General features: G+C 42.1%; 18 protein-coding genes and 2 pseudogenes. 12 read left to right on the top strand and 8 right to left on the bottom strand.

Going from position 1 to position 24,251, the window contains the following annotated elements; translation table 11 throughout:
- Positions 1-6: 6 nt before the first annotated feature.
- Positions 7-1,434, bottom strand: a complete 1,428-nt coding sequence (locus ACUC6J_RS11540; protein WP_340864674.1) for a spore germination protein — start codon at positions 1,432-1,434, stop codon at positions 7-9.
- A 788-nt stretch (positions 1,435-2,222) separates the two neighbouring features.
- Between ACUC6J_RS11540 and ACUC6J_RS11545 the strand changes: the two are divergent.
- The 4 genes and pseudogenes from ACUC6J_RS11545 to ACUC6J_RS11560 all read left to right on the top strand — a co-directional run bounded on the left by ACUC6J_RS11545 (position 2,223) and on the right by ACUC6J_RS11560 (position 5,271).
- Positions 2,223-3,064: pseudogene (locus tag ACUC6J_RS11545) on the top strand (alpha/beta fold hydrolase).
- Positions 3,065-3,307: 243 nt separating this feature from the next.
- Positions 3,308-3,586 (top strand): DUF6809 family protein, encoded by a 279-nt coding sequence (locus tag ACUC6J_RS11550; protein ID WP_017428544.1) that lies wholly within the window; start codon positions 3,308-3,310, stop codon positions 3,584-3,586.
- 226 nt (positions 3,587-3,812) lie between these two features.
- A pseudogene (locus tag ACUC6J_RS11555) lies at positions 3,813-5,014 on the top strand (WXG100 family type VII secretion target).
- Positions 5,015-5,019: 5 nt separating this feature from the next.
- Positions 5,020-5,271 (top strand): hypothetical protein, encoded by a 252-nt coding sequence (locus tag ACUC6J_RS11560; protein ID WP_016819008.1) that lies wholly within the window; start codon positions 5,020-5,022, stop codon positions 5,269-5,271.
- Between the two features lie 1,009 nt (positions 5,272-6,280).
- Here the strand turns inward: ACUC6J_RS11560 and ACUC6J_RS11565 are convergent.
- The 3 genes from ACUC6J_RS11565 to clpP all read right to left on the bottom strand — a co-directional run bounded on the left by ACUC6J_RS11565 (position 6,281) and on the right by clpP (position 7,922).
- Complete coding sequence (locus ACUC6J_RS11565) at positions 6,281-6,946, bottom strand: MBL fold metallo-hydrolase (protein ID WP_031463487.1); 666 nt, start codon at positions 6,944-6,946, stop codon at positions 6,281-6,283.
- Between the two features lie 116 nt (positions 6,947-7,062).
- Positions 7,063-7,269 carry a hypothetical protein gene (locus tag ACUC6J_RS11570; RefSeq protein ID WP_016819010.1) on the bottom strand — a complete coding sequence of 69 codons (207 nt, stop codon included), beginning with the start codon at positions 7,267-7,269 and terminating at the stop codon, positions 7,063-7,065.
- A 68-nt stretch (positions 7,270-7,337) separates the two neighbouring features.
- Positions 7,338-7,922, bottom strand: a complete 585-nt coding sequence (clpP, locus tag ACUC6J_RS11575) for an ATP-dependent Clp endopeptidase proteolytic subunit ClpP (RefSeq protein WP_151255594.1) — start codon at positions 7,920-7,922, stop codon at positions 7,338-7,340.
- Between the two features lie 199 nt (positions 7,923-8,121).
- Here clpP and ACUC6J_RS11580 point away from each other — a divergent pair, with 199 nt between their 5' ends.
- Positions 8,122-8,847: an RNA polymerase sigma factor gene (locus ACUC6J_RS11580; protein ID WP_019687194.1), complete on the top strand. Its 726-nt coding sequence runs from the start codon at positions 8,122-8,124 to the stop codon at positions 8,845-8,847.
- Between the two features lie 92 nt (positions 8,848-8,939).
- Entirely contained in the window at positions 8,940-9,650 is a 711-nt protein-coding gene (locus ACUC6J_RS11585) for an alpha/beta hydrolase (RefSeq protein ID WP_447250223.1), read from the top strand.
- A 153-nt stretch (positions 9,651-9,803) separates the two neighbouring features.
- Here ACUC6J_RS11585 and ACUC6J_RS11590 read toward each other — a convergent pair whose 3' ends face one another.
- The 3 genes from ACUC6J_RS11590 to ACUC6J_RS11600 form a co-directional block, all read right to left on the bottom strand.
- The gene (locus ACUC6J_RS11590; RefSeq protein ID WP_447250224.1) at positions 9,804-10,334 is read right to left on the bottom strand and encodes a DUF4303 domain-containing protein; all 531 of its coding nucleotides are present in this window, start codon (positions 10,332-10,334) and stop codon (positions 9,804-9,806) included.
- Between the two features lie 462 nt (positions 10,335-10,796).
- The gene (gene map / locus ACUC6J_RS11595) at positions 10,797-11,543 is read right to left on the bottom strand and encodes a type I methionyl aminopeptidase (protein ID WP_447250225.1); all 747 of its coding nucleotides are present in this window, start codon (positions 11,541-11,543) and stop codon (positions 10,797-10,799) included.
- 26 nt (positions 11,544-11,569) lie between these two features.
- Positions 11,570-12,328 carry a TetR family transcriptional regulator gene (locus ACUC6J_RS11600; protein WP_447250226.1) on the bottom strand — a complete coding sequence of 253 codons (759 nt, stop codon included), beginning with the start codon at positions 12,326-12,328 and terminating at the stop codon, positions 11,570-11,572.
- A gap of 342 nt (positions 12,329-12,670) precedes the next feature.
- On the opposite strand from ACUC6J_RS11600, the gene ACUC6J_RS11605 reads away from it, so the two are divergent.
- The 5 genes from ACUC6J_RS11605 (at position 12,671) to ACUC6J_RS11625 (ending at position 21,724) form a co-directional block, all read left to right on the top strand.
- The gene (locus tag ACUC6J_RS11605) at positions 12,671-12,940 is read left to right on the top strand and encodes a CD3324 family protein (RefSeq protein ID WP_025364821.1); all 270 of its coding nucleotides are present in this window, start codon (positions 12,671-12,673) and stop codon (positions 12,938-12,940) included.
- A gap of 399 nt (positions 12,941-13,339) precedes the next feature.
- A complete protein-coding gene (locus ACUC6J_RS11610) occupies positions 13,340-14,344 on the top strand; it encodes an alpha/beta hydrolase (RefSeq protein ID WP_447250227.1) in 1,005 nt (334 codons plus the stop codon).
- Between the two features lie 202 nt (positions 14,345-14,546).
- Positions 14,547-16,622, top strand: a complete 2,076-nt coding sequence (locus tag ACUC6J_RS11615; RefSeq protein WP_447250228.1) for a thioredoxin domain-containing protein — start codon at positions 14,547-14,549, stop codon at positions 16,620-16,622.
- Between the two features lie 387 nt (positions 16,623-17,009).
- Positions 17,010-19,010 carry a methyl-accepting chemotaxis protein gene (locus tag ACUC6J_RS11620; RefSeq protein WP_447250229.1) on the top strand — a complete coding sequence of 667 codons (2,001 nt, stop codon included), beginning with the start codon at positions 17,010-17,012 and terminating at the stop codon, positions 19,008-19,010.
- 149 nt (positions 19,011-19,159) lie between these two features.
- Positions 19,160-21,724 (top strand): response regulator, encoded by a 2,565-nt coding sequence (locus ACUC6J_RS11625; RefSeq protein WP_447250230.1) that lies wholly within the window; start codon positions 19,160-19,162, stop codon positions 21,722-21,724.
- A gap of 5 nt (positions 21,725-21,729) precedes the next feature.
- On the opposite strand, the gene ACUC6J_RS11630 is transcribed toward ACUC6J_RS11625, so the two are convergent.
- The gene (locus ACUC6J_RS11630) at positions 21,730-22,422 is read right to left on the bottom strand and encodes a response regulator transcription factor (RefSeq protein ID WP_016819022.1); all 693 of its coding nucleotides are present in this window, start codon (positions 22,420-22,422) and stop codon (positions 21,730-21,732) included.
- Positions 22,423-22,970: 548 nt separating this feature from the next.
- Here ACUC6J_RS11630 and ectB point away from each other — a divergent pair.
- Positions 22,971-24,233: a diaminobutyrate--2-oxoglutarate transaminase gene (gene ectB / locus ACUC6J_RS11635; protein ID WP_016819023.1), complete on the top strand. Its 1,263-nt coding sequence runs from the start codon at positions 22,971-22,973 to the stop codon at positions 24,231-24,233.
- Positions 24,234-24,251: the final 18 nt, after the last annotated feature.

Below are 24,251 nucleotides of genomic sequence, written 5' to 3' on the forward strand. Positions count from 1 at the left end.
ACTCCTTTAGTTTTTGCGTTGTTTTTTAGTTTTATATGGAAAACGCAATATGGCGTCCCTCTGCTCCGACGATTTGTAATTGGCAAAGGGACTCAAATACGGTACACCGAATGAATGGAGCCCATTTAGATGCACAAAGAGCATGAGAATACCAACAGTCAATCCGTACACACCAAACATAGCGGCTATGCCTATGAAAGCGAAACGTAATATCCGAATTGGAATAGCAAAGGTGTACGAGGGAATGACAAAGCTCGAAATGGCAGTTATTGCAACAACAATGACCATAACAGCCGAAACGATGTTTGCTTCTACAGCTGCCTGGCCAATCACGATGGACCCGACAATAGAAACGGCTTGACCGACCGTCCGTGGCATACGGAGACCTGCCTCCCTCAGAATTTCAAAAACCACTTCCATGATCATCGCCTCAATAAATGCTGGGAATGGAACTCCTTCACGTTGCGCAGATAAGCTTAATAATAAAACTGTTGGAATCATATCCTGATGGAATGTCGTTAATGCGACATAAATGGCCGGAGCCAACATACAGATTGTTAGGCAGATGTACCTTAATATTCGAATGATACTACCGTAAACATAGGACTGATAATAATCTTCTGCGGATTGGAGGAAATCTGCAAACACCGCAGGTGCAAGGATGGCGAAGGGAGATCCATCCACAAATATTGCAATTTTCCCCTCCATGATTCCTGCTGCAATGGAGTCTGGGCGATCAGAATTATAAAAGAGTGGAAATATCGTGAATTGCTTATCTTCATGGAGACATTCTTCCAAATATTCGCTTTCAAGCACACCTTCTACTTGCATGTTCTTTAACTTGGATATCATGTCCTGCACCTTTTTTGGGTCAGCGACTCCATGTAAATACATGACAGATATATCGGTCTTAGTTTTTTCGCCAACTTTTACCGCAGTAAGACGTACTCTTGTATCCTTCACCCTTCGACGAACCATAGTCGTATTCGTACGTAAAGTTTCTGTAAACGCTTCTTGCGGACCTCTGACCACTGGCTGTGTCTTCGAGTCCGAAATGCTGCGTTCTTCCCATCCAGGCAAAGAAATGACCAGACCTTCATCCATATCGTCCAGTAGTAGGAGAAGACCACCCGAGAGAATCTGTTCCAAGGCATCTTCAAAGTTTTGAGTAAAGCTTGCTTCACCAATGTCCAAAATTGCGTTTTTCAATAACGGTAAAGTAATCTCATCAGAGGAGACACGATCATGCAACGGGCGGATCACGTTGTCCTGTACTTTTTGCATGTCGGTCATGCCGTCCAAATAAAAAAGAGCGGCGTGTGAATGACCAGCTGTGATCTCACGAACAACAAAATCCGAACTGTTTCCCATGAAGTCACAAATGAGCTCGATATTCCGGCATAATTGTCTTGAAAATTTGGTATGTAACTTCATTGTCCCCCTCCTCAGATACGTAGTATTAACAATAATCCGAAATAATACCACAATAATCCATGATTTATTCATTTCGTTAAGATTAATAACATCTTTAACGGTGGAGGATACAATACCTGCAATAATACTATGTAAAGAGCTTAATTTATCCAAATTTCAATTCATCCAATTATTCAAACAGGCTACAGATGACTATCTTTTTTTGGAATAGTTTGCTTGTGTAGTATAATATTTTTGACGGATATTCTTTACTGTCAATTCATTTAAACATCCAGATAGAGAGGGATTTGATCATGCTATTCATTACAAAAAAATTGATCGACAAGCTAGCAGAACCTCATAGAGAATCTGACATGCTCATCTGCTATTCAACTCCACAGAGCTTTTCGGCTTATACAAGTCGAGCCATATTACTCTTAAATAATGATAGGATTATTATCCTTTTCCTCAATCTATTTTCCACAAAAGTAGTACAAAAAGTTGAATATGAAATAGCTGATTTACAGGAACAAAAATATCATTCTGGACACCTGTCTTCTGCAATATGGTCATTTAAAATCAAAGGCCAGCACAGTAGGTTCAGGATAATCAAAAAAATTCTTACGCTTGGCTCTATGCAAAGAGATTTTCTAAATTTCTTGCAACAAAATATCTTAAACTAGCGACCGAGTAGATCGGTAATTCCTGTTTGTCTAAGGCAGAGGCACTGGAAGTACTTAATAAGGATAAGTGATGAAGGTAATATTCGGTGTTTTTTTGTTATATATCATTGAAGGGAGGAATTCTACATGAATGAACTACTTATAAAAAGCGATGGAATAGAAATCTGTAGTGAGAGTTTCGGCGAGCGAGTTCACCCAGCAATATTACTGATTATGGGCGCTCAATCCTCACTGATCTGGTGGGAGGAAGAATTCTGCCAGCGTTTAGCTGATACAGGTCGTTTTGTCGTTCGTTACGATAACCGAGATGTCGGACGTTCTACAACTTATGAACCGGGTCAACCAGACTATACTTTTGAAGACATGGCAGATGATGCGATTCGAGTTTTGGATGCTTATAAGATTGAACAAGCGCATATCGTAGGGATGTCTATGGGCGGAATGCTGACTCAGATGATAGCTCTACGACATCCAGACAGAGTATTAACGGTGACTCTTTTAGCCACGTCCAATTTTGCTCCCGATCTTCCACCGATGGAGGAAAAGGTTATGGACTATTTCTCGAATATGGAAGCAATAGATTGGACAAACGAACAATCGGTGGTTGATTTTGTGGTGGGTAGATCAAGAATTCTAGTAGGTTCAAAGCATTCCTTCGATGAGAATAAGGTTTATCAATTGGCAATAGAAGAATGGAAAAGAAGCAATAATATGGCTAGTATGAATAATCACGCAATGCTGTCAGGTGGAGAATCCTATTTGGCTAGGACAGGGAAAATAAACGTTCCTACACTGGTTATACACGGTACTGAAGATCCGATTATCCCTTATGAACACGGAATACATCTTGCTAACGAAATTCCGGGTGCGTTTTTACTAGCATGGAAGGTGCCGGACATGAGATTCACTATGACGACTGGGATTTAATTATCGATTCAATTTCAAAACACACTTCGATGCCAAATTAGTTTAATCACCCGAACAATTAGATCAGATAAATTAGAGTAGAAAATGCAACTTTGTCAAAGTTGTCATTAGAAAAGTAGAGCTCTATCCTACGGGGTAGGGCTTTTTAATGGTTTCTAGTGATATATTCGCTAAATCATCATTATTGACATTACAATGGGATATTCTATTTTCAGGGAACAAAATGCATCTACGATTCTGGAATTTACACAAAATCTTATTAAAAGGGAGAAGAAGATGAATATATGAGTATCTTGGAGGATTTATACTATGGAAAATGGTACCCAAGCGAACGAACCAAACCTAAAAACCCTGAGCTTGAGCTAGTCCATCAGAAAATATCCGCTTCTATGAAAGCATTAAAAGCAAAATTGTCGGAACAAGATTACGAATTAATCGAAGAACTATCCGATTTAAATGATGTACTGATTTCTATATTATCTGCCTCAGATTATATTTCAGGGTACAAAGCAGGGGCTTTGACGATAATTGAAATAATTGATGGGATAAACTACCGAAACTAAGAGATCGAGCTTTCAATGTATCGGCTTATTTTTATAAGGTGAATCATATAACTTAAGTAAGATGTATTTTAGGAATGGACAGCAAAAGAGAAGTATTTGAATAAATATAAGTCAGAGGTCATAGGGAATAAGTCTTCTGATTCTTATAACAATTAGGAATGAAGCAGGTTTTCCATAAATTAGAATAATGGTATTATGTCCTAACGAACTCAAAATGAGGTACATTATGACAACCATTAAAGTGACACCCGAACATCTTATAGCTGTCTCTAAGAAGTTTGAGCTTGCGCTGCAAACGGTGATGCAGATGAATAGTAAGTTATCGCAGCATATCTCGTTTATGGAACGATTCTGGGAGGGCATAACGAAGGAGCAATTCTATTACAGATTTCAAACATCCCAGAAGAATATGAATGAATTTGTTACACTTACAGATTCTATCGCAAAAGAATTGCGCCATCATGCAGATAAGTTTAGATTAACTGATTTATTGGAAACAGGTAATATTGACGCCAGTTGTTTACCACCTCCACCTAATCATGTTCTGTTCCTGCTCCAGATACTCGAAATGCTTTCCAAAAATCGGCGGATAGCTTAGCAGAGCTTGGTCAGGATTTTGTAGTAGCTAATTCAGAACGATATGAGAAAAAATTTGATTCATTCTGGAGCTTCATGGATTATATGACGTACGGTATTCCAAAAGGAATGTATCAAGGGTACATGGAACGAGCAGCCAAACAAAACGATTCATGGAATGACATGCTCAATTTCGGTACATTTGGAGTAACAGGCATGATTCAGGGTGCATTCAATCCTACCAATGCGTGGTCAAAGGAACACTGGGCTAATATGATTGGTACAGCAGGATTGATGATAGGTTCTACGTCGACCAAAACACTGATTAAGCCCAAAAATCTTTTGGAGGGATCCGTTAAGTATGAAGGCGCTAAAAGTACGAGCAATATCTTAAAAGAAAGTGAACAGCGCTCTTCTATTATAAAATCAAACGATTTTAATTATGCTGAAACTGGTGCTCGTAATATTTCTCCAGGCCAATTTTTTAGAGAAGAAGCTATTGCAGAAGAGTTATATGAAAAATTTAGGAATTTAGGAAATCAAGGTGTAGAAGTTATTTCTAAAAATACCGGTTTTTCACAAAATAGAATTCAAAGAATTAAAGACCATGTTTTTAACGATATCCACATTAAAGATCATGGAATCGGGAGATTTGACCCAGACTTTGAGCTGTCACAAGCGTGGGAGAGATTAATCGATGGGAAGTATGTGGATTCTGATGTACAATTACTACATCATGAGCTTTTTGAATCGAGATTTGAAGGCATATTTCATACGAATTACAGAACAGCGCATGATAAAACTGTAGAATCTGGAAGACCATGGAATTGGGAGAAGATTTACGAGGAGTGAGAATAATGGCCGTATATATAATCATGTTAAAAGATTACGAAGACGAGGAAAGAGTCGTATATAGTTATGGACCGAGCGAGGATGTAATGGGGAAAATAGAATATGACAAAAAGAATGAGGTCATAAATCAAATTTCAGCGATAGTTTCAGAGAATTATACTGACGAATTTTTCTTTAAGAGAGCGGGACGAAGGTTGGCAAGGATGATTATTAAAGAGAATGGAAACTTCGTAGAAAAAACGACTATTGAATCGTAAGTGAATTATATAAACTATCTTTACAAAAATCGTAGAAACAAATGGCAATGCCATTTAAGCTTTTTTAAGTAGCTCTCACATTAGGAGTTACTTTTTTTATTACATAGGTGCAGTATAAGGCATGGGAAATACGTGTAGACAGATGGCTTTCTTTATAGATGAGAAAGTTTGTTTACACATTCTGTAATCCAACTTTCGAGGGATAAACTTTTATTTGATAAAGATTGGTGGGCGTAATAGTAATATTTAGCTATGAAACTAATCAAAGTAGATGTTTAGTATGCCAATAACAACTCAAATCATTTGAGTAACTAGCCGAAATACGTCTCTCATCACTTACTATAAAGTTCTTTTTAAATACATATTGCTAGGAGGATCGGTTAATGTGAGAGATGAATTCTGCAAAAATACAAAAAATACATTATCTAAAAGAGTAGGTGGTTGTTGTTCTAATCCAAATTGTAAAGGGTGGACTATATATTGAAGAACGATAAGGGCAACGTCTAAAATGGAAAAAATAATGAATGTTAGTTTGGCTTTTGAGTCAATAGATGAAGGAACAATCATAGTAGGAACAAACAAAGAATTGGATCATTTAACCTACCCAGAAATAAAAAAATCATAGGAGATAAAATTCTTATTAAAAATGCAGATCAAGTTGAGACAGTGTTAAGCGTTAGCTCGGTTCAAATTTCAACTTCAATAGCTGAGAAGAAAAATATTGGCATATGCATTGGAAATTCAGTATCTTCCGATCTCGTTAAAGTGGGGTCTTGTATTTACAGTTTCGAGGGTTAATCAATTTGTTGTATTATGAAAGATCTAGAAAGAATTAAACCATATAAATTTTCTTAATAGTATTGTTCACCGCCAACGGAAGCAGCAATCATTAATTCTTATTGAATTTTTGCGCTAGTCGCTACATGGAGGCATCTCACATAACTGAAAAAACCGGACCCTTTCGATCTACAAGGGAATCCAGTTTTGATATCGTAACTAAGAGTAAATTTTATAATCCTTTGCTAAGTCCTAATATCTGGTCATTAACTTCTACATTACTTAATCCCCCGTGATAACAAACCACCGATGCAATGTCGAGATCCAAGTACTTTTTCAATGAGAGACGAGCTTCACTTATATTAGGTGTAGTCGGAGCATGAATTCCTCTGAGAATCCCGTTTTCGCTGTACATCGAATCACCAGCAATGAGAATCTTACTTTGCTTCAAATAAAGGCTGATATGACCAGGGGTATGCCCAGGCGTATGGATGACTCGAATTGTTCCGCAAAACGGCAGTTCCTGACCATCTATTAAGGTATTGTCCACTCTGCCCTTCGGGGGATTCTCAAGGTGACCATCTTTTAAAAGAGGGAGTTCCCCTTGAATATACGGCTTATCCAGCTCATGCGCATATACTGTAATATTGTTGCCACACTCCTGCAAAATCTCAGGAAGACAACCTATATGATCCACATCTTGATGTGTCAAAATCACAGCTTTTAGTTTGCCAAACGACACGCCTACCTTTTCCATAGCCATGCGTAAATCTTCGATTTGTCCTGGAAATCCTGTATCTACTAACACTGCCATTTCTCGATCCCACAACAGAATGGGATGAATCCTGTTCCCATGAAAATCTAGTTGAAGCATTTCCACTCCCTTTGAGATTTCCATAATACCATGCCTCCGTAAAATGAAATTTTCACCCATGCGGGTTGCCGATTCCACAAATCATGGAAGGATGGCTTAAACTTGTGGGATCGGCGATTACCTGTGATACTATGTTAGATTTATGGGGCGAATCCAACTCTGTTAGATTGTTTTTCTTTAATGTCTATGGATACGGTGCGAATGGACGTAATTGGAATAACAAGCGTCTGATATTGCGTAAGGTATTTAACATACTTGTCGTCAATCTGGTCCAATACCCCGTCGCTTGCACATGTTCCGTCAATGAAATGAATAGTTACTTCCTTGCCTTGCAAACTTGCTAACATGAAATCACCTCGTATTTTTCTTGTAGTTTCTTGGCCAGAGCAGGGGATCATTAAGTCTTGTGCATACTCTACAAAGAAGTTATCACTTGATCGATGATGCCATACTCCAGTGCTTCCTGAGCAGACATGAAAAAATCCCGGTCCATATCTTTTTCGACTTTTTCAAAAGATTGCCCGGTCCGTTCAGCTGTGATACGGGTTGCCTTTTCACGAGTCCATAAAATTCGTTTTGCGCTGATCGCAATATCGCTGGCCTGGCCTTGTGCGCCGCCGTGCGGCTGATGGATCATAATTTCACTGTTCGGCAGTGCAGAACGTTTTCCTTTGGCACCAGCCAGCAAGAGGATGGCGCCAAACGAAGCAGCAAATCCCGTACATATCGTATGCACCTCGGGCTTGATGTACTGCATCGTATCATAAATGGCAAATCCTGCGGAAGTAGAGCCACCTGGGCTGTTGATATACATGTAAATATCTTTTTCCGGATCTTCTGCCGCCAGGAACAACAATTGAGCAATAATACTGTTAGCCAATTGATCGTCGATGGCTGCCCCTACAAACACAATACGATCCTTTAACAATCTGGAATAGATATCGTACGATCTTTCACCTTGAGCAGTTTGCTCCACAACATAAGGAACATAAACACTCATTTTGTATACCCCCATTTTCTTGGTTCAGTTGATTTCTCCTTGTAAACGAACCCAGACTGTAAAAAGATACGGAGTTTTTATTAGAAAAACGATTTGCGTATATGGTGTAACTTCTACAACCCCTAATTCGTTTACAATGAAGGTAGCAAATGGTTTTGCTTTAGCAGAGGGCAGAATATGACTGTGGAGGAGAAGGCCTATGAACATAGATGATTCTATACAGATGACAGACAATTCAGTGAACATCCACAACTTTGACGAATTACAGGCGGTCCTGAAGCGTTACTGTCTGTCACTTACGAAATCAAATTGGGATGCGGAAGAATTGGCTCAGAATACTTGGGTAAAAGCATTAGGAAAGTTAAACAATTTCGAACATACCAATCCCAAAGCGCTTCTGCTGCGGATTGCTAAAAACACCTGGATTGATGAGATACGGAGAAAAGCAGTCTTCACTCGGATATTGAATAGGGAACAAGCGAAAGTGACTGAACCGGATCATGGAACTTATGAAATTGAGATAGCGTTGCAGTCCTTAATGAATCATCTATCACCGCTTCAGAGAACTGTCTTCCTGCTGCGAGATGTGTTCGCATTTTCGATTAGTGAAACATCCGACATACTGGGCACAACAGAGGGAGCGGTAAAAGTTGCACTTCATCGGGCACGAAAATCGCTAGGAGCAGTTCAGGAGGAACTCTTAAAAGGCGAATTATCCTTACCAGAAAGTGAAAAATCGAAAACTTTTCTAAGGGCATTAACGGCTGCATATCAGATGGGAGATATTGCAACTTTGGTTATGCTTTCCTACCAGGATGTAATAGAACCAGAAGTTATGATCAGTATCGTCAATAATAAGTTGCTTTGGAGTCACATCTCAGCAAAACAAGCGAATTTCGATACCATAAGTATGATGGCGGCGTAGTTTTCTTATCATCGTAGTATCATAGGATAGAATCACAAAGAATATTTTGATAAGGAAGACAACAACAAGCTGTTTTAAGCGAGGATAAAGTAATGATAAAGCAAAAATTGAAAATCGAGGGCATCCCGGCAATTTTGTGGGGTGGTGAATCAGATAAGATACTTATAGCTATCTACGGTAATATGTCAAACAAGGCAGATGATGTGATCGTTATATTTGCAGAAGAAGCAACGGCACAAGGGTATCAAGTCATTAGTTTTGATTTGCCTGAACATGGTGACCGCAAAGAAGAAACCTACGTCTGTAAAGTTCAAAATTGTGTTCATGATCTTGACATCATCATGCGTTACACACAAAAGCAATGGCATGAAATTAGTATTTTCGCTTGTAGCATGGGTGGGTATTTTAGTTTGCTTGCTTATCATCATCTCCCACTAAAACAATGTCTGTTTCTTTCTCCAGTGCTAGATATGGAGAGAATAATCAAAAATATGATGACATGGTTCAGTGTAAGTGAGGATAGATTAAAAGTTGAAAAAGAAATATCTACACCCATTGGGCGAACACTTTATTGGGATTATTACTGCTATGTTAAATCGCATCCAATTGATACATGGAATAAGCCAACTGCCATACTTTATGGCTCTGAAGATGACTTGTGTGAATATGACGTCATATCTACGTTTGCAAGCCGATTTCATTGCCAGCTAAAAGTGATGGAACGTGGAAAGCATTATTTTCACACCAAAGAGCAACTACAGTTTTATAGACAGTGGTTGAAAGAACATTTAACCGCAAAATAAGCATATGGGAAGCAAGGAGTTTATCTCGCTGCTTCCCATTTAACGTACCTTCCAGCGCCGTATTTATCTTCAAAAGGTTACAAATAAGTAGCTGGTAAGTGAGTGTTTGAGATTGGAAAAAAGTTAAACCATGTGAAAGAGAATGATTTAGTATTATTGATAACGATGCAAGAAGCCATCAACTAATTTGGCATTTGTCATCTGAATTACAGACTGATCTTCCAGTTCCTCGGCCATATCATCATCTGTCATGGACACGAAAAAAATAATATCTTCTTTGGATTGGCCGAATTGAGTAAAAAGTACATCGTCGGTTTCTTTAACTACCTTGGCCATAATTTTTATCATTTCATCTTTATAGTCCAACACATTGTCGGTTGCATACAGAAATTTGCTAATATGATTGAGGTGTGTTGTATCGCCATATTGATATTCGCTTAATCCCCATCTGTAATAAATTTCATCTTCCTTGCTGTTGCACAGGTCTTCGACTTTCATGTTCGTGACATGTCTAACAAGTGATTCCTCCGTATTAACAGCTAGAAATAAGGTGACAAAATCGCTGTCTGTGCCAAACGCGCAAGCGTAAACTTTTTCATCCTTCACTTCTTCCAGTATGCTTATGAGATCTTCCAAAAATCCTGCTCTAAATCTTTCCTCAAATTCACTCAGAAAATTGCTCAACTGTTCATATACTCCTTTATGAGTTTTATGCTTGATTATACTTTACTATTATTAGCACGACTCGTGTAGCCTACCACAATTATAGGAACTTGGTTGGTACGAAACAAATAAGCCTAGAACCTTTCCAGAACTTCTTTCACAACTGGTTTAGAAATTTTGGTGTAGCATTTTGGATTGAGCTATTGATTGCTCAGCCAATAGCAAGATATGCAATGAAAAACATACATGCAAGATAGGCTAGCCAAGAGAGAGTGTAAATCCGTAACATGATACCAAAGTCATAATAAAAAACCGCATAACAATATGGTTTTTCGTAAATCGGTAAAGATACAAACCATGTAAAAAAGCGCTGGTTCCAGCCTGGGACCAGCGCTTTTTCGCGTTTCGGATTCCGAAAGGCCAAGCAGGCCGGGGTAGCGACTTATTCCTAAAATGACGCATTCCCACTGTTCGTCTTTATTCTTACTGGGCCGTTAAAATCAGTGGGCCGTCCTGTGTAACTGCGATCGTATGCTCATATTGTGCCGACAACTTGCCGTCGGCCGTTCTCGCCGTCCATTGATCGTCGTCGATCGTAATACGAAACGTACCTTCGTTGATCATCGGTTCAATGGTAAACACCATGCCTTCCTTTAACCGAATGCCTTTACCAGCTATGCCGATATGCTCGTAGCTCGGCTCCTCGTGCAGGCTCCGTCCGATCCCGTGCGCGAGCAGATCGCGTACGACCGAAAAGCCGTTTGCTTCCGCATGCTGTTGAATCGCCGACGTTATGTCGCCGAGCCGGCCCCCGGGGAGCGCACGGGCGATCCCCAAGTCCAAGCATTCCTTTGCCACCTTCATTAATTTTTGCGCCTCCGGCCCGATATTGCCCACCGCATAGCACCAGCACGAATCGCCGAACCATCCGCCGTATTCCACAACGATGTCAAGCTTCAACAAGTCGCCGTCCATAAGCGCCTGGTTCGAAGGAATGCCGTGGGCGACCACATCGTTGACCGAAATGCAGGTTTCGGCAGGGAAACCGTTGTACCCTTTCGTAAACTGCTTGCCGCCCAGCTTAGTGATGTGTCTGGCAACAAAGTCATTGATTTCCCGGGTGGTGATCCCAGGCTGGATCAGTTTGACCACCTCGCGGTAGCAGTCCGCAACGATCTGGCTCGCCGGTCTCATTTCTTCGATTTCTCTAGGTGATTTTAAAATGATCATCTTTGCTTGTTCGCTCCTTATCCATTCTATAATTTTAAAAACCGGACGATATCCCAGGCCTCTTCGTGCAGCTTTCCGCGGCGAAGCGAAAGCGAGGCGCAGCCGACCAAGGCGGCCAGCAGCATTTCCGCGCGGTGTAGTTGATACGGTGGTTCTGTCGCGTTTCCGCCTGAAGCGGCAGTCCCGTCCGCCGCACGATCGGTTTCCAGCAGCACGGCAAGCGGCGCGAGCACTTCCTGGCGAAAGGCGGTTGAGAGCGGGGCCGAGCGCGCTTCAGGCAGCGAGGCAAAGCCCTCACCGGCCAGCTTATGCAGCAGGTACAGGGCGTGGTCCCCCGCCCAAAGCTGCAGCAGCCGGACGCCAGCGGCGGCGACGGGGCCAAGCTCTGCGGCAGCGGCCGTGTCGCGGCTTCCATTTTGGGAATCCGTGGCAGCCGAGTTTCCGGTATCCGCCGCCGTAGCCAAGCCGAAATGCCCGCCGGCCGGCGTCTCCTCCGAAGCCGATGCGCGTGGGGTCTTCAGTTGAGCCTCCAGCGGAGTCTCTTGTGGGGTATTCAGCCATCCCCTGGTCCGCTCCAAGGCGTCCCATAGCAGATCATGGAGCAAATTGCCCTTATTGCTGTAATAATGGTATACCGTGCCATAGCCGAGTCCCGCCTGCACGGCCACATCACGGATTTCCAGTAAAGGCCCTTTATTCAAAAAAACATCGGCAGCCGCTTTCCGGATTTGCGCCAGACGCCGTAGCCGGATCTCTTCATTTTGTTCCTTCGTTCGTGGAGACATCTCGTCCGTTCACCTCTTTTGTTTTTGACCTACTCTTATGTCAATATAAAACATCGGCTTACGAATAACAAGAGTCGAGCAAAAAAAGCGTCCCGACAGCACCTCGTAAATGGATGAAGATCAGGTGAGCAGAGTTATGCTATACTTGCGAAGTAAAAGGGGGTGCCTACTGATGGAGAATCTATTGGGATTGTCTGTGACTTCTTACACTCATGCAAAGCCAATTATTGAGAAAGCGTTACTTTGTATGGGGCGAAACAATTTTTTAACGCTGAACAAGCTTTTTTAATATTTTTGGCTTTGCACCTTATTTTAAAAAATCAAAATAAGGAGCGAGCAAAATTGAGATATACGAATGCTACAAAAGTTTTACCTCAAAAACTAATTATGGAAATTCAAAAATATGTTCAAGGAGAGACTCTGTATATTCCTAAGCCAAAAACGGAATATATGGATTGGGGCAGTTTGAGTGGCGGGAGAAGGTTGCTTGAACAGCGAAATGCCGCGATCAGAAATGCTTTTCAAAATCGTAGCAGTATTGAGCAATTAGCTAAGGAGTTTTTTCTCTCTACCGAAACCATTAAAAAAATTGTGTATTCACATAAAAAGTAGGGGGATACGCCAGCGAATATCGATCGATACCCCATGAAGTGGACATAAAAAACACCTATTTGCAAAGTGGCGTGGTGCTATACTCGCGTCAATAAATTTAGTTTTGGCTCATAAAATGGTGAGCTTAGGGCGTGACTGGATGATCGCGGTGAAAAACCAATCCGGTCACGTTTTTTTGTTTGGCAAAAGATTGGATTGCACCTCATTTTTTCATTATTGTTTTTATGTCAAAAATGATTCTAACTCGTTGTTTTCATTTATAAAGCTTATTTTAATCTTTAAAATATGAATATAAACGACAGAAACAACGGATTTGGAACGGTGCCGATTCTGAATAAATGAAGGGAAACATGTATTGATTTATTGTCATTGAAACAAGAAAGTAGGGAAACGACTACCATGGGGGAACAAAAAAGTAGAAGTAGACATCTGATTGATCCAGAAATTATCAGTGCAGTTGATTTAATACCAACAACCGATCTTACCAAATCTACACTAATGGAAGCACGTAAAAGCCAATCTCAGATGATGCAACCATTAGATGTAACGCAGATATTCCCTGTTACATTAGAAAAAAAGATTGTGCCAAGTTGTTTTAGTGGTCCAGATATTCAAATAGAAATCATTAAGCCTAAACAATCAAAGCATAATAAGATGCCTCTGTATTATTCCATACACGGAGGCGGGATGGTCTTAGGAAGTCCAGTCGTGGATCGTCCTGCTAATGCAGCTCTTGCTGCAGAACAAGGTTTCTGTTGTGTATCTGTGTACTATCGCCTAGCGCCAGAGCATGTACAGCCAAGTCAGTTACAGGATTGTTATTCGGGACTAAAATGGTGTATTGAACATGCGGAAGAGTTAGGGATAGATACTCAGAAAGTTGCCGTCGGGGGCAGTAGCGCTGGTGGTGGTTTGGCGGCTGGCTTAGCTTTGTACATTCGCGATCAGAAGGAATTCGAAATCCATCATCTAAGATTAATGAGGCCAATGCTAGATGACCGCACAAGTATCGCACCGGAGCATCCATACGCAGGAGAGTTTATTTGGACAAAACAAAGTAATTATTTTGGCTGGAAATCTGTATTGGGGATTGAACCGGGTTCTGAGGAGGTAAGTGAGTATTATGTGCCAGCCCGTGCAAAGTCATTGGCCGGGTTACCACCGACTTATATAAATATAGGTACCGTTGATTTGTTTATTGATGAAGCCTTATCTTTTGCTAAACAACTGGTCTTTGATGGTGTCTTAGTGGAATTACATGTTTATCCCGGGTACCATCATATGTCCCCCGCTTTTCCAGATGCGCATTTTTCAAAAGAAGGGACCAGAACAAGTGAATACGCCTTACTGAAAGCTCTGAACATATTTGATATAAACGCTAATGAGTATAATGCTAAAGGCTAATAAGGTACGATTGCAGTAAACAAAGCACTGTTGGAGAATACCCATCAGTGCTTTTTCATACCTACTTATGACCTGAATAAACACTTAATTGATAGATTCGATAAAAGGTCATTATCTTTTTTCTGTTCTTCCGACTTTTACCAACCATTTAGGGTAAAATAATACCGAGCATAAAATCCAACTACGGAAGTGGTGATGCCCCATGTCAACGAGCAGCAAACCGAATAGATTAGCCAAGGAAAAGTCACCGTATCTATTGCAACATGCTTACAATCCGGTAAACTGGTTCCCTTGGTCAGATGAAGCTTTTGAAATTGCTAAGCGTGATAACAAGCCTATTTTCTTGTCGATTGGCTATTCGACTTGTCATTGGTGCCATGTAATGGAGAGAGAATCTTTCGAGGATGAAGAGGTAGCTGAGGTATTAAACCGGGATTACGTATCCATTAAAGTGGATCGAGAGGAACGTCCGGATGTGGATCATATCTATATGTCTATCTGTGAGACGATGACGGGGCATGGGGGCTGGCCGCTGACGATTTTGATGACGCCGGATCAGAGGCCTTTTTTTGCGGGTACGTATTTGCCCAAGGAGCAGAAGTTTGGGCGTGTCGGACTTCTGGAGTTGCTGGGTAAGGTGGGAATCCGCTGGAAAGAACAGCCGGATGAGCTGATGGAGCTGAGTGAGCAGGTACTTACCGAGCATGAACGACAGGACTTGCTTGCAGGTTATCGTGGTGAACTGGATGAGCAGTGCTTGAATAAAGCTTTCCATGAATACAGTCACACCTTCGATCGTGAATATGGTGGCTTCGGAGAAGCGCCGAAGTTTCCCTCTCCACATAACTTGTCTTTTCTGCTGCGATATGCACAACATACGGGGAATCAACAGGCATTGGAAATGGTAGAGAAGACGCTGGATGCGATGTCACGGGGCGGAATCTACGACCATGTAGGCATGGGATTCTCAAGGTACTCAGTGGACGAGAAATGGTTGGTGCCGCATTTTGAAAAAATGCTGTATGACAACGCTTTGTTGGCCATCACGTATACAGAGGCTTGGCAGGTGACAGGCAAGAGACTGTATCGACAAATCACTGAACAAATTTTTACATATATCGCAAGAGACATGACGGATGTAGGTGGCGCCTTTTATTCGGCAGAGGACGCGGATTCTGAAGGAGAAGAGGGTAGATTTTACGTCTGGAGCGACTCCGAGATAAAGTCTGTACTGGGCGATGAGGATGCCGCTTTTTTCAACGATTTGTACGGAATCACACCTTACGGTAATTTTGAAGGCCACAATATTCCAAACCTGATTGATATCAATCTGGAAGCCTATGCGAACAAGCATGACTTGACCGAGCCAGAGCTAGAGCAGCGGGTCAGTGAGCTACGGGCCAAGCTGTTTACTGCTAGGGAGCAGCGGGTTCATCCTCAAAAGGATGACAAGATTTTGACCTCGTGGAACGGGTTGATGATTGCTGCTTTGGCCAAGGCGGGGCAAGCTTTTGGAGATACCAGATATACTGAGCAAGCTCGAAAGGCAGAGACGTTCTTGTGGAACCATTTGAGACGGGGGGATGGACGCCTATTGGCACGGTATCGGGACGGTCAGGCAGCTTACCCCGGCTATGTAGATGATTATGCTTTTTATGTGTGGGGCTTGATCGAGTTGTACCAGACGACCTTTGATGTGCAATATCTACGGCGGGCACTGACGCTTAATCAGAATATGATTGATCTGTTTTGGGATGAAGAACGGGACGGATTATTCTTTACCGGATCAGGTAGCGAACAATTGATATCCAGACCCAAAGAAATTTATGATGGTGCGATTCCGTCGGGTAACAGCATTGCGGCCCATAATTTTGTGCGGCTTGCGCGGCTAACGGGGGAAACTCGATTGGAAGACTATGCAGCCAAGCAGTTTAAGGCTTTTGGCGGGATGGTTGCTCATTACCCCTCAGGCTACTCAGCGCTGCTCAGCGCGTTGTTGTATGCGACGGGAAAGACTAGAGAGATTGTCATTGTGGGTCAAAGGGATGATCCGCAGACTGCCCAGTTCGTTCAGGTGGTTCAAGCTGGTTTTAGGCCGGATATGGTTGTTATTTTTAAGGATAAAGGACAGCCGGAGATTGCAGAATTAGCTCCTTATATCCATGATTACGATCTTGTGAATGGCAAACCAGCCGTATATGTGTGTGAGCATTTTGCTTGTCAGGCACCGGTCACCCATATCGACGATTTTAAGGCTTTGCTGGATAGAATGGAATAAAGCGTATTTAATCCCCTTGCGGGTGTAGCATATGGTGATTTCGATCAATGAGCCTATGTGTGCCACCTTCAAGGGGATTATTTTATGTAAAGAGGTAGGTATAGTGTGGGGAAACTAACATTTTCTTAACATCTACATTGCATTTTTTTTAATAATTTTTAGGTATATTATATCAAAGAACCGGTTCCGTTCAGCCTTGTGGCGCTCAAAAATAAGTACATATACCTATTCAACTAGCGTGTTTATATCTTTTTATATCGAAGCATTTCAGCAAGAGATGTGAAAAAACGTGAGAGAGAATCTGTCAGGTGACCTGTCATCATCGATAAGACGAAGCGGTTCACCATAGGTTACAAAATTCTGGCGATGAAATGGAGATGCTTAGTAATGAAGAAGTTTTCAGAAAAAAAACGGAAGGTGTCGAGGATGCTCAGTAAAAATTTCAAAACAAAGCTAATGGTGGCCTTTATTGCATTTTTGATCATACCATCCATGATCGTGGGTGCTCTGTCGTTTGTGAGCGCTAGTCAGCAGATTCGAAACCAGATTGAAGAGAGCGCCGAGCAGGCTATAATTCGTACAAATTTTATCATTGATAGTGCCATTGAGCCCAAGATACATGATGCAGAATATTTTGCAGAAAGACTAAAAGGCAATCGGATCGAGACGGAGGAACAAGCAGCTAAACTGGAAGAGTTGTTTAAGCAATATGCTGCACTTCACCCAGAAGCAGAATCCATCTATTATGGTACGAAAGACGCTAAAATTACAACCTATCCACAAAAGCAATTACCCGATAATTATGATCCACGTATCAGACCTTGGTACGATGAAGCGATAAAGGGACCAACAAAGACAGCGATTAGTTCACCTTATCTTTCGGCAGATTCAAAGCAGATGACGGTTACGGTGTCGAGAGCAACGACAGATGGATCGGGTGTTATTGGCATTGACCTGAAAATTAGTGGTATTAAAGATACATTGAACAATATTAAAGTAGGCCATGAGGGTTATGCCATATTGCTGGATAGCAACCATACTTACATTGTTCATCCAACGAAGACAGCAGGCACCAAAATTACAGATATTGAATCACGCATGTTTCAAAGCGATACTGGTGAATACGAATATGAATATGAAGGTCAGCTCAAGTATATGAACTATGCGACCAATAAGCTGACAGGCTGGAAGATAGGCGGAACGCTTTATTTATCTGAAGTCGATGAAGCAGCTCAGCCGATTTTGATCAGCACTTTGCTTACCATTGTTGGTTGTCTTGTGATTGGTGCTATCATCGTTTATTTCCTGATCCGTTCCATCATTAAACCGATTTTAAAACTTAAAGAACAGGCGGAAAATGTGAGTGCCGGGGATCTGACACAGGACATTCAAGTCATGAGCAAAGACGAAATTGGACAATTAGGAGTAGCTTTTCAGAATATGCAGAACAACTTGCGATCTGTTATTCAGAATGTAGGAAACAGTGCAGATCACGTCGCTCTTTCTTCGAATGAGCTGACGATAAGCGCGGAACAAACCAGCGCTGCAAGTGAGCAGGTGTCCCAAGCCGTGCAAGAAATTGCTAGCGGTGCGGAGAAGCAGACTATGGGGCTGGAAAATAACTCGGTGGCACTGGATGAAATAGCACATGGAATCACTCGAATCGCTGAACGCTCGACTTCAGTAGCGGATCTGGCCAGACAATCTGCCTTGCAAGCTGAGGAAGGACGAAAATCTGTAGAGCAGACAGGCGAGCAGATGAATTCTATTCACGAGTCAGTAGAGCGTTCCAACCTGATGATTCAAACCTTGCAAGCCCGCTCTCATGAAATTGGAGAAATTACGAAGGTCATTGGCGATATCTCCAATCAGACGAACCTGTTGGCGTTGAATGCAGCTATTGAGGCAGCCAGAGCAGGTGATCATGGTAAAGGCTTTGCCATCGTCGCGGATGAGGTGCGTAAGCTGGCAGAACAGTCTCAGAGTTCTGCCACCCAGATTGCCAACTTGATTGGCGAAATTCAACATGAAACCGAAACTACGGTGGAGACGATGGATAGGGTTACGACTGAGGTGAAGGACGGGCTACAGATTTCCAAAGCGACCATTGTGAAGCTGAATCATGCGATGGAAGGCATTCGAGAGACCACGCCTCAGGTAGAGGAGGTTGCTTCGATAGCCCAGCAAATCTCAGCCAGTGTACAAGAGATTGCAGCGACAGCCAATGAGCTGGCGACGATTGCAACCGGTAATGCCGCTACATCTGAAGAAGTGGCCGCCTCCTCAGAAGAGCAATTGGCTTCCATGGAGGAAATTTCAGCCTCTGCTCAATTGCTTTCCAATATGGCTGCTGATTTGAAGGTGATGATCAGTCGTTTCAAATATTAAAATGAGCTTGAACCTTATGGAATCTATAGTACAATGAATGCTCGGGACAGTTCTTTAAGCCTAATGGCATAAGGAATCTGTCCTGAGTTTTTTTATATTTCCGATACAGCTTCTCACAACGTATGGGAGATTACAAGGAGGACGAACACTTGGTTCGAGATTTGTTGCTATATACGATCGTGATATTATTATTAGTTTTGATTTTTCAGCGTCAGCTCATTCGTCAGGCGTTCACGGGCGTCTTATACGGGCTGGCAGGAGTTCTGTTCTTATATTTTGGCATAAGTGATGGAACACTGCTGACCTGCGGGTTGGAAATAGGGATTGGTCTATTGTTCATGACTCTGTTTGGGCAGGCTCTAATCCCCACCAGGTATACAAATGGACAGCGTTCGATTGACAAAAATCATGATCTGCTAACTTTACTTCGAGTTCAACCTGGCTTTACCTTCAGGCTGGAGAAAAGGGGGGATGAATTTTATTATATGCTGCTTGATGGTGAATTGCTGGAGCGCATGGGTCTGAATCTGCAAGTCAATTTCAATAAATGGGAGCATGTGAAGCGTATCGGGGATATTTTGGAGCTTTCCTTTGAAACACTGGAGCAGCTTAACGAATACTACAAACAGGCTTGGTTCGGTGATCGGACCGTATTTGAATTGGAGTTTTGGGAATATTCAGCTTTAATTACCTTGCATCCTGTCAGGGACGAGGGGCTCACCAGATATGTCATCGGTCATGTATTGGATATTACGGAGTATAAAGCTTCCGAGCAGAAAAGAAAGGAGATGAGTGAATCTAACCATGCGAAAAGTATTTTTCTAGCTCATATGAGCCACGAAATTCGAACGCCGCTGAATGGCATCATTGGCCTCTCAAAGCTGTTGAGTAAGACTCAACTGACTGACGTTCAGAATGATTACCTCCATAAGCTGCTCGCCTCCTCGCGTACTCTTTTGTCCATGCTCAATAATGTCTTGGATTTTTCTAAAATGGAGGCCCGTAGGGTAGAACTGGAAAAGGCGGAATTTGAGCTGGAAAACATGCTTCGGCATCTCGCAGATACCGTTGGGATTTTGCTGGAACATAAAAAAGTAGAGATCGTTTTCATAGTGGACCCGAAATTACCTAAAAGGTTCAAGGGAGATCCGCTTCGAATGGAACAGGTACTTTTAAATCTTCTGACCAACGCCATTAAGTTCACGGACCAGGGACATGTATTGTTACAGGTAAAAATGGTAGGCCAGCAGGACGGACGAGTGAGTGTCTCTTTTATGGTAGAAGATACGGGCATAGGCATTTCTAAGACGGGAATGGACAAGCTATTCGTCCCTTTTATGCAAGTGAGTACATCTACCCACAGATATGGGGGTTCCGGGCTGGGTTTGGCTATTAGCAAGCAATTGGCTGAAGCAATGGGCGGTAGCGTAGAAGTGAAAAGCCGTTTAGGAGAGTATAGTCAATTTTACTTTAATGTGGAGCTTGAAATAGGGGATTTTAATGTGAGAAGCACACAGCTGGAAAAACCAGTCAACGGCAAAGCCTTAATCATTGCACAGCATGAACTGGTGAGCCACAGCCTGAGCGAACTACTGCAAGATTTGGGGCTACAAATACTCACCGTTTCATCCTTACAGGAATATTCAGACGCTTTTCAAAAGGGTGAACATTTTGATTTGGTTATGATTGATATGGGGATGGAAGACTTTAGAGAGCTTGAATCACGCAGGCATTGGCTTCATATACTGGATAAGCAAATGACTCAGGTCATTGGGCTTACAACCGTGTTCCAGTTGGAAGAAGTAGCTGCTGAAGCTACAGAGCAGGGGGTAGATGCCTTTTTGTCTAAGCCAGTAACCCGGAGCGCTCTTCTGGAGGTGCTCCGCTTGAGACCTGAGCAGGAAAAGCCAGTGTCTGTAGATAATCATAGTCTGGAAGCTGTTGCAACAATGGACCTCCAATATGAAGTTGGGGTCTCAACACAAAAATATCAAATCCTCATAGCAGAGGATAACGAGATTAGCCAAGTAGTGATCACTGAGTTTTTGGCAGAGCGTGGTTTTGAGGTAACGATAGTCACAAATGGAAGAGAAGTTATAGAATTACTGGAGCGGTGCTCATGGGATATGGTGCTGCTTGATCTGCATATGCCGGAAATGGATGGTTTTGAGACGGCCAGACATATTCGAAGAAACAGAGCTTTTAACAGACTCCCCATTATCGCTTTTACCGCGGATGCTGTGCAGCCTGAGCAGGAGGTTTGTCTACGTGCAGGCATTAATGATGTGCTGCTCAAGCCTGTACATGAATTAACCGCAACAAGAATGTTAAATAGCTGGATTCATTTAGCTTGGCTGCAAGAATTACATGGTATTCACGCGGAGAAAGCGATAGCCGGTATGGATGGCAAGGTGTATATTTTTCAATTTGCCCTACATAAATGGATACAGGAATACCAGTATCTTGATAGAAGAGTTGTGAGAAAAATGGACAATGGTCAGTTATCTTCTGCTCTTCGATTAATTCACTCGCTGAAGGGAGGAACGGGGAATCTGTGCGCGACTGAGCTGCTGGCAAAGGTGATAAAGCTGGAGAAAGCATTGAAGCGCAGCAATGAAACCTCAGGGGGAGAGCTGTATCCAGACTGGAGAGAGCAACTGAGTAGGGTTCAAAAGGAGATTAATCAAATTAAATCATCCATTCCCTGGATCTAGCTGCGTTATTGCATAAATTTGTAACCGATTCCCCAAATGGTCTTAATCAATTGCGGTTTCTTGGGGTCTTTTTCGATCTTTCTACGTAAATGGTTAATATGTACGTCCACTGCCCTCTCATTAATAAAGGAGTCTGTGCCACGGAGAGCCTGAATCAAGGCATATCTACTAAATACAATTCCTCGGTTCGTATAAAAGAGCTTCATTAGCTCAAATTCCGAATAGGTCATCTCTACCATCTGACCATTAACGGTAACCATTCTTCTCGCCAGATCCAAAGTAATGCCTGTTTCAGGTTCAGCTACAGGTGAAATGCCTCTTCCTTGCAAGCGTGTGATTTTGATCCGACGGAAAAGAGCTTCGATCCGTGCTTTGAGCTCTTGCATACTAAAAGGCTTGCAAATATAATCATCTGCTCCCAACGTAAGTGTACGAATGCGCTCTGAAATGTCGTTTTCTGTAGAAATCACGATGATTGGTACGTCCGTATGCTTGCGTATCAGTGGGCAGGGATTCACGCCATCCAAATCTGGAAGCAACAGATCTAGTAAAATAATATCGGGCTGTACCCTATCGAGTCGGGCAATACCCTCAGTCGCTTGTTCCACTCGTGTAACGTGGTAGCCTTCCCCTGTTAAATATAAGGAGAGAGTGTCACCCAGCATATTATCATCTTCAATAATCAAAACATTAGACATGATGTGTTTCCTTATCTATTTTTAAATTTAGCAAGTTCTTTTGATAGAGTAAACTCCTTTGGTCAGTCTGTCAAAAGCTCAGCTTTATTATGGAAACCCAGTCTCCGGACGATCTAGATATATATCTATTTGATATGAAAATGTACTATTTTTGAGATTTATTACTATATTACGTCATATTTCATATTTATTTAACAATATACTGCAAGGAAATGTCCTAAAATTACAATAAATTAACAAAAGATCTCAGAAACATGCATTGACTTTAATGAAAATTATGGTATTTTATTACATAGGAGTTGACATCCTCTGACAGACCTCTTAGAAAACCCCACTATTTAATCTTCTATTCATCTTACTCTCAATGTGCATCTCTGTTGTATTCTTTTGTACTCTATATGTTCTTGTGATCGTACTCAAGATTTTATGGTGTGGATATCCCATTGTGAATTCAGACTGTCTACTCATTTTAGATTACATATTTACACTTTTTTTGCTTTCCATGCTTGTATTTTTCAAAAATCAGGTCAGCGGGAGGACGAATATTTATGAACACATTCGAAACACTGGAGTCCAATGTAAGGTCTTATTGCAGGAGTTTTCCAGTTGTTTTCAACAAAGCGAAAAACGATGTTTTGTACACGGAGGCAGGAGAGGGATATATTGACTTTTTCGCCGGTGCAGGGGCTTTAAATTATGGGCACAATAATGACTTTATGAAAAACCGGTTACTAGATTATTTAACCTCCGATCGGATCATGCATGGTCTGGATATGTACACCACGGCCAAGCAAGAGTTTATAGAGTCTTTTTCCGAGCGTATTCTCCGGCCTAAGGGCTTGAATTATAAGCTTCAATTTTGCGGACCGACGGGAACCAATGCGGTGGAAGCAGCACTGAAACTTGCGCGTAAGGTAAAAAAAAGAAATGGTGTTTTTGCTTTTATGGGCGCGTTCCACGGTATGTCGCTCGGTAGCTTATCGATTACCAGCAATAACTCCATGCGAGAGAGCGCAGGAGTCCCACTGAATAATGTTACCTTTATACCTTATAACAGCACATTTAACGGAATGGATACCATTTTGTACATGGAACAGCTTTTAACAGACACTCATTCCGGTGTGGAGAAGCCTGCTGCGATTATTTTGGAAACGATACAGGCTGAAGGCGGTATTAATATTGCAGATAACGAATGGCTGCGTGATTTGCGACAGCTTTGCGATGATCATGATATCTTGCTCATTGCTGACGATATTCAGGTCGGTTGCGGCCGAGTTGGTTCGTTCTTCTCGTTTGAGCGAGCAGGCATTGTGCCTGATATGGTTGTCTTGTCCAAGTCGATCAGTGGATACGGTCTGCCAATGTCCTTGTTGCTGCTTAAGCCAGAACTGGATATTTGGAGTCCTGGTGAACATAACGGCACCTTCCGTGGAAATCAGCTAGCGTTTGTCGGAGCAAAGGCGGCGCTGGAGTTCAGAGACACGGTTGGGTTGGAAACCCAAGTGAAGGAAAAAGAAGCTTTTGTTCAGCAGTTCTTGCGTGAACATATCCAAACAATGGATCCACTTATTGAAATCCGCGGCTTGGGACTGATCTGGGGAATTGATGTGACCCATCTGGGAGAAGCTTTCGCCAAGGAGGTTGCAACTCTCTGCTTTAGTAAGGGGCTTATTATTGAGCGAGCTGGGCGTAACGATACGGTACTTAAAATTATGCCAGCGTTAACGATAAGTATGGAGAACTTGAGCAAGGGCTGCAATATTATTAAAGAAAGCATGGCTCAGGTAACCAGCAACTTGGTTACGCTGTAAATGTAATTCTATCAGCAA

It is taken from the genome of Paenibacillus sp. JJ1683 (assembly GCF_053006485.1).